Raw genomic sequence first — 11,495 nt, forward strand, 5'->3', positions numbered from 1 at the left:
GGTCACACAGCGTACGACGCGCACGGGAGGCGCTCGGGTACGACGACGGCTGCCGCTTCTTGTTCGCTCGCGGCCCTCCGGCGGTGAACGACCGTCCCTCACCGCACCGCGATGACCGCCGAACCGTGCCCGAACAACCCCTGGTTCGCGGTGATGCCCACGCGCGCGTCGGCCACCTGACGTCCGCCCGCCTGCCCTCTCAACTGCCGGGTCACCTCGCAGACCTGGGCGAGCGCCTGGGCGGGAACCGCTTCCCCGAACGAGGCCAGCCCGCCGCTCACGTTCACCGGTGTACGACCGCCCAGCGCTGTGACGCCCTCCCGCAGCAGCTTGGCGCCCTCACCCTCCGCGCACAGCGAGAGATCCTCGTACCACTGCAACTCCAGAGCGGTGGACAGGTCGTAGACCTCGGCGAGGGAGAGGTCCTCGGGCCCGATGCCCGCCTCCTCGTAGGCGGCCGTGGCGATCGACGCCCGGAAGGACCGCCCGGCCGGCTCCACCGCCACCGCTGAGTCGGTGGCGATGTCCGGCAGGTCCAGCACGGTGTTGGGGTAGCGCGGCGTGACCGTGGACACCGCACGGATCCGCACCGGGTCCGCCGCCCCGTGCCGCCGCGCGAACTCCAGGCTGGAGAGCACCAGGGCCGCCCCGCCGTCCGAGGTCGCGCAGATGTCGAGCAGCCGCAGCGGATCGGAGACCACGGCGGAGGCGGCGACCTCCTCGGCGGTGACCCGCTTGCGGTAGCGCGCGTACGGATTCAGCGTACCCATGGCGGAGTTCTTCACCTTCACCTGGGCGAAGTCCTCGGCCGTGTCCCCGTGCACCGCCATGCGCCGGCGTGCGTACAGACCGAAGTACGTCGGATTCGTCGCGCCGAGCACCCGGAAGCGCAACCAGTCCGGGTCGTCCGGCCGGTCGCCGCCCGCGGGCCGGAAGAACCCCTTGGGCGCAGCATCGGCCCCCACGACGAGCACGACGTCCGCCAGACCCGCGAGGATCTGCGTGCGCGCCGCGTCGATCGCCTGGGCGCCGGAGGCGCACGCCGCGTACACGCTCGTCACCCTGGCGCCCTGCCAGCCCAGCGCCCTGGCGAACGTCGCCCCGGCGACGTATCCGGGGTAGCCGCCACGCACCGTGTCCGCGCCCACGATCGAGCCGATGTCCCGCCAGTCCAGGCCGGCGTCGGCCAGTGCCGCGCGCGCCGCCACCACGCCGTACTCGACGAAGCCGCGCCCCCATTTGCCCCAGGGATGCATGCCCACGCCGAGCACCGCCACCTCTGTCGTCATGCCCTGACCCCCGTCGGCCGCCAGAACCAGGTCGTCCAGGTGGTCTCCGCGTCCTCGCCGAGCACACCGGGGACGACCTCCACCTCCACGCCCACCGTCAGATCGGCGACGGTGACCCCGGGAGCCGCCTGTCCCAGTACCACCATCCGCTCGGACTCCAGCTCCACAGCGATCAACGCGTACGGCTCCCACGGAAGTTCCGCATCGGTCACATAGGGTGACGGAGGCCGATAGCGGCTGTCCGTGTACGACCAGACGCGTCCGCGCCGCGACAGGGGGATCTCCTCCAGCTCGTCCCCCGCGCAGCCCGGATTGCGGCAGTGGGTGTCCTCACGGGGGAAGAAGACCGAGGAGCACCGCGTACAGCGCGTTCCGAGCAGCCTGAAGTCGTCCCCGTCGCCGCTGAACCACCCAGCGACCACAGGCGTGCGTGTACGTGACACAGTTCCTCCCGGGCAGGTTATCTGACGGAACGTCAGGAGTGTGCCACGATCATCGAAAAATGGGCAGGGAGTCGGGCTCCCGCGGGCGGACTGCATGCGATCGTCTTCCCGAGCGGAGCCCGGACCTGATAGATGCAGGGGACATGACACGACTTTCCAGCGCAGTGCGCGGCGTCGTCACCGCGCTCGCCGCCCTGCTGGCCGTGACCACCGCGTCCGCCCCGGCCCGCGCGGACACCGCCCCCAAGGCCCCGGCGGACTTCGTCGCCCTGCGAACCGTGGACCGAACGATCCTCCAGGAGATGCGCTACTTCACCCCGCACAACTTCGTCGGCGAACGCATCGACGGCTACCACCGGCCGCTGTGCATCCTCACCCGGCCCGCCGCCCAGGCTCTGCACAAGGCCCAGACGAAGCTCCTGCGCCAGGGCTACACGCTCAAGGTGTACGACTGCTACCGGCCCCAGCGCGCGGTGAACCACTTCGTCCGGTGGGCCGAGGACCTCGACGACCAGGCGATGAAGGGGGAGTTCTACCCGAACGTCGACAAGACCCGCCTGTTCGAGGACGGTTACATCGCCGAGAAATCAGGCCACAGCCGCGGCTCGACCCTGGACGTCACACTCGTCGGACTGCCGGCCCGACCGGCCAGGCCGTACGTTCCCGGTGAACCCCTCGTGCCCTGCTTCGCGCCACAACAGCAGCGCTTCCCGGACAACTCCGTCGACATGGGAACCGGATTCGACTGCTTCGACACCCTCAGCCACACCCTCGACCCGCGTATCCAGGGCGAACAGAGGGCCAACCGGCTCCTCCTGAAGAGCACGCTGGAGGAGCAGGGCTTCGTCAATCTCGCCGAGGAGTGGTGGCACTACACCTTCAAGCCCGAACCCCACCCGGACACCTACTTCGACTTCCCCGTCTCCGCCAAGTCCCTCACAAGGTCCCCCTGAGCCACCCGCGCACTCTGCCCGCCCTTGATCGGATACAGTCCGCGCGTGTCCGAAACTCAACACCCCACTGACAACTCCGTGCCCGACTCCCACTGTTCGGGCTGCGGAGCACCTTATGGAGAGGGCGTCACCGGCTGGCCCCGCACCTGCCCGGCCTGCGCCACCGTCACCCACCGCAACCCCCTGCCGGTCGCGATCGCTCTCCAGCCCGTGTACGACACGAAGGGCACCGCCCTCGTCGTCATCACCCGAACCATCGCCCCCGCGCGCGGAGGCATCGCCCTGCCCGGCGGCTACATCGACCACCGCGAGGAGTGGAAGCAGGCCGTCGTCCGGGAACTCCAGGAGGAGACGGGCATCGAGGCCGAGAGTCGCGACGTACGCCTCGCCGACGCGATGAGCTCGCCCGACGGCCATCTCCTGCTGTTCGGGCTCCTGCCGGAGCGCCCCGCGGACCGCCTGCCGACGTCGGCCGTCACCGACGAGACGGCAGGCTGGCACCTTCTGCACAGGCCGGAGGAGCTGGCTTTCCCGCTGCACACCATCGCCGTCCGGGCGTTCTTCGAAGGCCGCTACATCTGAGCCGACCCGCCGAGCCCGCGTACGCGCACGGGATAGGACGGCTCACGCACGCCGTCCTCACCCTCCCGCTCCACGACCACCCCCCGATCGCCGTCCCAGCGAGCGACGTACCGCTCGATCTCGGGCTCCTCCCAGCCGTCGCCCGCGTCCCGCACCACCAGCCCGCCCCCCGTCCGTCCCCGGGCAGGCGCCCACACCTCCAGCTCCAGACCGCCGTCCTCCGCACGCACCGGCACCACCGCACCCGCGCGCGCGAGCACCGGTATCCGTCCCAGAGGCGCGTCGACAAGGACCTGCCCCGGCCCCTCGTACGGCTTCCCCGTCGCCGTGTCGTACCAGAGACCCCGCGGCACCCGCACCGCCCGCCGGTCCGCGCCCGCGTCCAGAACCGGAGCCACCAGAAGACAGTCACCGAGCAGGAACGCGTCCTCACAGTCGCGCAACGCCCGGTCCTCCGGGGCACCCCACCACAGCGGCCGCGCGTAGGGAGCCCCCGTCCGCCGGGCCAGATGCGCCAGCGTCACGAAGTACGGCAGCAGCCGCCGACGCTCGACGAGCGCCACGCGCGCGTGCTCCAGCACCTCGGGGCCGAACTCCCACGGCTCCCCGCGCCCGGCCCGGGGACCCGCATGCGTACGGAACAGCGGTAGGTACGCGCCCAACTGGAGCCACCGCAGATACAACTCAGAAGAGGAGCTGCCCTCGGAACCTCCCACGTCCGGCCCCGAGTACGGCACCCCGCACAGCCCGAGCCCCAACACCAGTGACAGGGACGCCCGCAGCCCCGGCCAGCCCGGGGTGACGTCACCGGACCATGTACCGCCGTAGCGCTGGAGCCCCGCCCAGCCGGAGCGCGAGACCACGATGGGGCGCTCGGCGGGAAGCAGCTCCCGCAGCCCCTCGTAGCCGGCCTGCGCCATGCACAGCCCGTACACGTTGTGCGCCTCGCGATGATCGCCGCCGTGGCCCTCCAGAGTGTGCCGCGCCGACCGGGGAAGCGTCGACTCCCCGAAGGCGGTGAACGACGTGGGTTCGTTCATGTGGTGCCAGAAACCCGAGAAGCCCTGCGCGATCCCCTCCGCGTAGAGCCCGCCCCACCATCGCCGCACGCGCGCGTGCGTGAAGTCCGGATACACCGACCTGCCCGCCCGCACCACGCCCGCCACGATCCGCCCAGAGGCCTCCCGCACGAACGCGTCCTCGGTGACCCCGCTGTCGTAGACGGCGTCACCCGGCGACGCCCGTACCGCAGGGTCGACGATCGACACCAGGCGGACACCGTCCCGCCGCAGCTCCTCGGCCAGCACGGCCAGCTTCGCGAAACACTCCTGGTCGACAGTGAACACCTGACGGTCGTCCACGTGGTCGGCGCTCAGATGGACCGCGTCGAGCGGCAGGCCGCGCTCCTGGTAGCCGGCCACCACACGCCGCACCTCCTGTTCGCCGCCGAAGCCCCCCGCGTGATGATGCCCGAGCGCCCAGGCGGGCGGCAGCGCCGGCGCACCGGTGAGCGAGGCCCAGGTGAGCAGCACGCGCGCGGGGGTCCCCACCATCACCCAGCAGCGCAACGGGCCGCCGTCCATCCGCAGCTCGGACATACCGGCCCGGTCGTGCCCGGAGCCGGCCCCCTCCTCACCCTCCCGCAGCTTCACAGAGCCGTCCCACGACGTGTCGTGGAACGCCAGATGCGTGGCCGCGTCGGCCACCACGAAGTGCACCGGCATCGTCAGGTGGAGCGGATCGCCGCCCCGACCGAACCCCCGCCCCGGACCGGTGTTCCACAGCCGGTACGTCCCCGCCCGCAGACGGGGCCCGCACGTCCGGCCGCCGAGCCCGAAGAAGCGCGCGTCCGCCGCCACCTCCGACCGCTGCATCCACCGCCCCGGACCGCTGTCCGCCGGCTCCCACCACCGCGGCGGCAGATCACGCCGCAGCGCCACACCACCCGGCGTCCGCACCTCGATCGCCCCGTGCCGCGAGACCGCGACCGTCACCCGCTCCGCCACCACCCGCCAGCCGCCGTCCTTGTCCGGCTCCAGCACCGCCCGGGGATCGGCCTCAGGACAGCGTCCGGCCAGCGCGTACGACGGCTCGGGACCGGCCCCGTCCCAGCCCCAGAAGACGGCCCCGTTCACCGCGACGCGGATCATCAGTTCCGAGCGGCTGAAGCGGATCGTCCCGCCACCGGGCCCCGGCTCCACGTCCTGCACCACTCCAGGCACCCGCGCGCGCTCGGCGCCCCGCGCCGGCAGCCCCCTGGCGTCGGCAAGCCGCCTACGCCACGCTGCTCTCACGGTGCGCAACCTCTGTGCGGCCCCCGCAGAACCGATCACCTTCATCGAACGCACCAGGTCACGACCGTTCATGCCGCTCACCCTGTCACTGACCGGACCGCGCGCGCGTGTGGTTCAACTGCCGTTCACCTGTGCTCGACCCACATCTTCACGACACGGACTGTGTGGGGCACACCCTGGTGTGGAAGTCGATCACATGGCATCGTCCGTGTCAGCCGCGTCACGCGCACACCCCAGCGCGTGCGCGCGCGACGCACACGACGCGCACAGTCCGGGAGCCGCCCCATGTCGACCGTGAACCCCGAGCCGCTCTGGCGGCCAGATCCGCAGCGCATCGCCGAGGCCCAGGTCACCAAGTTCCAGACCTGGGCGGCAGAACGACACGGAGCCCCCTCCGACGGCGGCTATCCGGCCCTGCACCGCTGGTCCGTCGCTGAACTGGAAACGTTCTGGACAGCTGTCACGGAGTGGTTCGACGTACGGTTCTCGACCCCCTACACGCGCGTGCTGGGCGACCGCGCCATGCCCGGCGCCCAATGGTTCCCCGGCGCCACCCTGAACTACGCCGAGCACGCCCTCCGCGCCGCCACCACCCGCGCGGACGAACCGGCCCTCCTGTACGTCGACGAGACGCACGAACCCCGACCGGTGACATGGTCCGAACTGCGCCGCCAGGTCGGCTCCCTCGCCGCGGAACTCCGCCGCCTCGGCGTCCGCCCCGGTGACCGGGTCAGCGCCTACCTGCCGAACATCCCGCAGGCCGTCGTCGCCCTCCTCGCCACGGCCGCGGTCGGCGGCGTCTGGACCTCCTGCGCCCCCGACTTCGGGGCCCGCAGCGTCCTCGACCGCTTCCAGCAGGTCGAGCCGGTCGTCCTGTTCACCGTCGACGGCTACCGCTACGGCGGCAAGGAACACGACCGCCGCGATGTCGTCGCCGAACTCCGCAGCGAACTGCCCACCCTGCGCGCCGTCGTCCACATCCCTCTCCTGGGCACCGAGACCCCCGGTGGAGCGTTGGACTGGTCGGCCCTGACCGCCGCGGATCAGGAACCCACCTTCGAACAGGTCCCTTTCGACCACCCTCTGTGGGTGCTCTACTCCTCCGGCACGACAGGCCTGCCCAAGGCCATCGTCCAGTCCCAGGGTGGCATCCTCCTCGAACACCTCAAGCAACTCGGCCTGCACTGCGATCTGGGCCCCCAGGATCGCTTCTTCTGGTACACCTCGACCGGCTGGATGATGTGGAACTTCCTCGTCTCCGGCCTCCTCACCGGCACGACGGTCGTCCTCTACGACGGCAGCCCCGGCTACCCCGACACCGCCGCCCAGTGGCGCATCGCCGAGCGCACCGGAGCCACGCTCTACGGCACCTCGGCGGCCTACGTCATGGCCTGCCGCAAGGCCGGCGTGCACCCGGCCCGTGACTTCGACCTCTCCACGGTCCGCTGCGTCGCCACCACAGGCTCGCCCCTGCCGCCGGACGGCTTCCGCTGGCTGCACGACGAGGTCCGCGAGGACCTCTGGATCGCCTCCGTCAGCGGCGGCACGGACGTCTGCTCCTGCTTCGCGGGAGCCGTACCGACCCTCCCCGTGTACACCGGCGAACTCCAGGCACCCTGCCTCGGCACCGACCTCCAGGCCTGGGACCCGAGCGGCCGGCCCGTCATCGACGAGGTCGGCGAACTCGTCGTCACCAACCCCATGCCCTCGATGCCGGTCTACTTCTGGAACGACCCCGACGGCAGCCGCTACCACGACAGCTACTTCGACACCTACCCCGGCGCATGGCGTCACGGCGACTGGATCACCCTCACCTCACGCGGCTCCGTCGTCATCCACGGACGATCCGACTCCACGCTCAACCGGCAGGGCGTCCGCATGGGCTCGGCCGACATCTACGAAGCCGTGGAGCGCCTGCCCGAGATCAAGGAATCCCTGGTCATCGGCATCGAACAGCCCGACGGCGGCTACTGGATGCCGCTCTTCGTCCACCTGACGCCGGGAGCCGTCCTGGACCAGGCGCTCCTCGACCGCATCAAGCAGACCATTCGCGAGGAACTCTCCCCACGCCACGTCCCCGACGAGGTCATCGAGGTCCCCGGAGTCCCGCACACCCTCACCGGAAAGCGCATCGAGGTCCCGGTCAAGCGCCTTCTCCAGGGAACCCCCCTGGAGAAAGCGGTCAATCCAGGCTCCATCGACAACCTCGACCTGCTGCACTTCTACGAGGAGCTCGCCCGCAAAAGATCCTGACCGGCCCAAAGTCCAGCTCAGGGCGCATTGTCAGTGGCGTTGGTTACTGTGAGTGAGCATTGATCGACTGTGCACACACAGGGGGAAACCATGGCGGCACACACCGACCACTGGACCATGCGACGCGTCCTGCGCCGTGAGATCGCCGGCACCATCGGCCTGCTCACCGACGAACACGACTTCCGGGCCATGCGCCGCTATCGCACCTTCACCTTCGACGACCACACCACCTACCTCCGACAGGTGGAAGACCTCCTCAAAACGCGCGCCCTCCAGGGCACCCACACCACCGTCGCCCTCTTCGACCCCCAGGAGTACGCCGACTTCTGCGCGACGAAGGGCCTCGACCCCGACAACGCCGCCCACCGCACCCGCTTCACGGCAGAACTGGCCACCACCGGCCCCACCCTCCCCTACGAGGGCCAGCCGCTGGCCGACCTGGTACCCGCCCTGGTGGACGAAGCCGTCCGGCAAGCGACCTGGGAGTACGCGGCCACTCTCCTCGCCCGCCTCGGTGCGTGCGCGACCTGCGGCGAGGACATCGGCCGGGCGGCTTTCACCCAGGCCTCCGACCTCGTCGCCCGCATCCTCGACACCGCACCGCCCGGCAACCGCCACCTCGTGTGCAGCGTCACCGGCACACCCGAAACCCTTGTCGCCGTCCTTCACGCGGACGAGGCAGTGGACGGCACCACCCCGCTCGACGAGGCCGAGGTCATCGAGTTCACGACCATCCTCGCCCTCGGCGTCGCCACCCGGAGCCCCGGCGGACTGGTCATGCGCACCAGCTCCGCCGACGCCCCCGACCGCGTCTACGGCTGGCGCCTGCGCGGCGAAGGACTGGAACCGCTGACCGCCGGCGAGGTCTTCGACGCCTACTGCACCGACGTCGAATCAGGCGACCTCATCGCACCCGAGTCCGGCGTCGACTACTGCGTACCGCCCGACCTCACCCAGGACGGACAGCAGGGGCCCGCCCCGGGCCATCACCACTGACACAGAAGGGGCGCTCACCGCGAAAGCGGAGCGCCCCTCCTCAGCAGCGGAACAACGGCACGGCCCGACTACTCGTCGGACAGCACCGCCTGCGCCGCCGCGCGCGCGTCCTCGGCACTGTCGGTCGCACGGGCAGCCGCCGCGGCCCGCTCGCACTGCGCGAGCGTGTACTTCGCCAGCGTCGCCCGCACATACGGAATCGACGCCGACCCCATCGACAGGGAGGTGACACCCAGGCCCGTCAGCACACACGCGAGCAGTGGGTCGGCCGCGGCCTCACCACAGACACCACAGCTCTTGCCCTCGGCCTTCGCCGCCTCGGCGGACAGCGCGACCAGGTCGAGCAGCGCGGGCTGCCACGGGTCCTGGAGCCTTGACACCGCTCCCACCTGACGGTCCGCGGCAAAGGTGTACTGCGCGAGGTCGTTCGTCCCCAGGGACAGGAACTCCACCTCCTGCAGAATCGAGCGCGCCCGCAGAGCGGCCGACGGGATCTCCACCATCGCACCGAACTTGGCCCGCAGCCCGGCCGCACGGCACGCGTCGGCGAACGCCTTCGCGTCGGCACGGTCCGCGACCATCGGGGCCATCACCTCGAGGTAGACCGGGAGTCCTTCGGCGGCCTTGGCCAGCGCGGACAGCTGGGTGCGCAGCACGTCGGGGTGGTCGAGGAGAGTCCGCAGACCTCGCACGCCCAGCGCCGGATTCGGCTCGTCCGACGGGGTCAGGAAGTCCAGCGGCTTGTCCGCGCCGGCATCCAGCACCCGCACCACGACACGCCCTTCGGGGAACGCCTCAAGCACCTGCCGGTACGCCGTGACCTGCTTCTCCTCCGACGGAGCCTTCGTGCTGTCGTCGAGGAAGAGGAACTCGGTACGGAACAGGCCGACCCCCTCCGCGCCGGCCTCGACAGCGGCCGGCACATCGGCCGGCCCACCGACGTTCGCCAGCAGCGGCACCTTGTGACCGTCGGCGGTGGCACCCGGCCCGGTAGAGGCGGACAGCGCCGCCTTCCGCTCCGCGGCCGCCGCCTTCAGCTGCGCCTTCTTCTCCTCGGCCGGGTCCACGAAGATCTCGCCCGTGCTGCCGTCGACGGCGATGACCGTCCCCTCGGCAAGCTCACCGGCACCGGGTAGCGCCACGACCGCCGGCACACCCAGCGCGCGCGCCAGGATCGCGCTGTGGCTGGTCGGCCCACCTTCCTCGGTCACGAAACCGAGCACCAGCGTCGGGTCCAGCAGCGCGGTGTCGGCCGGCGCGAGATCCCGCGCGACCAGCACGTACGGCTCGTCGCTGTCCGGGACACCGGGCATCGGAACGCCCAGCAGACGGGCGACGATACGATTCCGCACGTCGTCGAGGTCAGCCACGCGACCGGCGAGATACTCCCCGGCGTTCGCCAGCAGCTCGCGGTACGCGGCGAATGCGTCGTACACGGCCCGCTCGGCCGTACTGCCGACGGCGATACGCCGGTCAACGTCCGCCATCAGTTCCGGGTCCTGGGCCATCATGGCCTGGGCTTCGAGCACCGCCTGGGCCTCGCCCCCCGCCAGATTGCCACGCGCCATCAGATCGGCTGCCACAGCATCCACGGCCTGACGGGCGCGCCCCTGTTCACGCTCCGCCTCCTCGGCCGGGATCTGCTTGGCGGGCGGTTCGAGGACCGCCGTTCCCATGTGCCGAACCTCGCCGATCGCCACACCGTGGCTCACACCGACGCCTCGCAGCGTTGTCTCCATCTCACCCGTCTCCGATAGTGCGGCGGGTCCCGCCGCCGCGGTGGTGGTTGTCCCTATGTGCCGTCCTACATACGACGGCGTCGGCTCAGTGCCAGGAGAAGAGAACGTCGCCAGTCTTCACGTCGACGTCTTCACGGAGTTCACCGAGGGCGTCGGCCGTGGCCTCCAGGGCCACGATGGGGCACACCGGGGACTTGCCGGCCTCTTCCACCGCGACTGGGTTCCACCGCACGATGCCCTGCCCGCGCGTCACCGTGTCGCCCTTGTTGACGAGCAGCTCGAAGCCCTCGCCGTTCAGCTGCACGGTGTCGATACCCAGGTGAGTGAGCACGCCGTGCCCCTCAGCGTCGACGACGACGAAGGCGTGCGGGTGCAGGGAGACGATGACCCCGTCCACTGGTGCCACGGCCTCAGAAGGCTCACGCACCGGGTCGATGGCCGTGCCGGGGCCGACCATGGCCCCGGAGAAGACCGGATCAGGCACTGCTGCCAGTCCGATGGCGCGTCCTGCCAACGGGGACGTCACGGTGGTCATGGGAAACCTCCCAGGGATGGAGATGTATATGGGCCGTCACTGCCAGTCCCGGACGGCGCACTGTGCAGCAGGGTATGTCATACGAAGTACCGGTTCCGCACGAGTGATCCCGATCCGTGGTCTAGACCACTACCCTAATGGATTTGCACGCGCTCCGCGGCCCCGTGTACAGTCGTACTCCTGCTTAAGGGTGAGCGACGCAAGCAAGCGCGCTTAACCGAGCAGCACCCAACTTGTCTGATCCTATCTCTGGATCATCTCCCGCATGTCTGCGGGACGGTGGTCAGGGAGACGGAAAATCGCTGATAGAGTTGGGAACGCAAGACCGAAGGGAAGCGCCCGGAGGAAAGCCTGAGAGAGTCTCTCGGGTGAGTACAAAGGAAGCGTCCGTTCCTTGAGAACTCAACAGCG

Annotated in this window: 9 protein-coding genes; 4 read left to right on the forward strand and 5 right to left on the reverse strand. The window is 70.4% G+C overall.

Annotation, left to right across the window (positions count from 1 at the left end; translation table 11 throughout):
• Positions 1–98: 98 nt before the first annotated feature.
• A complete protein-coding gene (locus ACFWJX_RS34960) occupies positions 99–1,289 on the reverse strand; it encodes a lipid-transfer protein (protein WP_383250347.1) in 1,191 nt (396 codons plus the stop codon).
• On the reverse strand, positions 1,286–1,711 hold the full coding sequence (locus ACFWJX_RS34965) for a Zn-ribbon domain-containing OB-fold protein (protein ID WP_383250348.1): 426 nt from the start codon (positions 1,709–1,711) through the stop codon (positions 1,286–1,288). The genes ACFWJX_RS34960 and ACFWJX_RS34965 overlap by 4 nt, the downstream gene beginning before the upstream one ends.
• Positions 1,712–1,875: 164 nt before the next feature.
• Here ACFWJX_RS34965 and ACFWJX_RS34970 point away from each other — a divergent pair, with 164 nt between their 5' ends.
• Together ACFWJX_RS34970 and ACFWJX_RS34975 are read left to right on the forward strand one after the other, a co-directional pair.
• Positions 1,876–2,685, forward strand: coding sequence for a M15 family metallopeptidase (locus ACFWJX_RS34970; protein ID WP_383250349.1), 810 nt, complete (start codon positions 1,876–1,878; stop codon positions 2,683–2,685).
• A 45-nt stretch (positions 2,686–2,730) separates the two neighbouring features.
• Positions 2,731–3,267, forward strand: coding sequence for an NUDIX domain-containing protein (locus ACFWJX_RS34975; RefSeq protein ID WP_383250350.1), 537 nt, complete (start codon positions 2,731–2,733; stop codon positions 3,265–3,267).
• On the opposite strand, the gene ACFWJX_RS34980 is transcribed toward ACFWJX_RS34975, so the two are convergent.
• Positions 3,258–5,633 (reverse strand): glycoside hydrolase family 31 protein, encoded by a 2,376-nt coding sequence (locus ACFWJX_RS34980; RefSeq protein WP_383250351.1) that lies wholly within the window; start codon positions 5,631–5,633, stop codon positions 3,258–3,260. The two genes, ACFWJX_RS34975 and ACFWJX_RS34980, sit on opposite strands and share 10 nt — an antisense overlap.
• A 213-nt stretch (positions 5,634–5,846) precedes the next feature.
• On the opposite strand from ACFWJX_RS34980, the gene ACFWJX_RS34985 reads away from it, so the two are divergent.
• Both ACFWJX_RS34985 and ACFWJX_RS34990 read left to right on the forward strand, forming a co-directional pair.
• Positions 5,847–7,814, forward strand: a complete 1,968-nt coding sequence (locus tag ACFWJX_RS34985; RefSeq protein WP_383250352.1) for an acetoacetate--CoA ligase — start codon at positions 5,847–5,849, stop codon at positions 7,812–7,814.
• A 90-nt stretch (positions 7,815–7,904) separates the two neighbouring features.
• A complete protein-coding gene (locus ACFWJX_RS34990) occupies positions 7,905–8,810 on the forward strand; it encodes a hypothetical protein (RefSeq protein ID WP_383250353.1) in 906 nt (301 codons plus the stop codon).
• 68 nt (positions 8,811–8,878) lie between these two features.
• On the opposite strand, the gene ptsP is transcribed toward ACFWJX_RS34990, so the two are convergent.
• Together ptsP and ACFWJX_RS35000 are read right to left on the reverse strand one after the other, a co-directional pair.
• Positions 8,879–10,549, reverse strand: coding sequence for a phosphoenolpyruvate--protein phosphotransferase (ptsP, locus tag ACFWJX_RS34995; RefSeq protein ID WP_383250354.1), 1,671 nt, complete (start codon positions 10,547–10,549; stop codon positions 8,879–8,881).
• Positions 10,550–10,634: 85 nt separating this feature from the next.
• Positions 10,635–11,084: a PTS glucose transporter subunit IIA gene (locus ACFWJX_RS35000; RefSeq protein ID WP_383250355.1), complete on the reverse strand. Its 450-nt coding sequence runs from the start codon at positions 11,082–11,084 to the stop codon at positions 10,635–10,637.
• Positions 11,085–11,495 lie beyond the last annotated feature (411 nt).

The sequence above is a fragment of the Streptomyces sp. NPDC058335 genome, assembly GCF_042723915.1.
Lineage (GTDB): Bacteria > Actinomycetota > Actinomycetes > Streptomycetales > Streptomycetaceae > Streptomyces.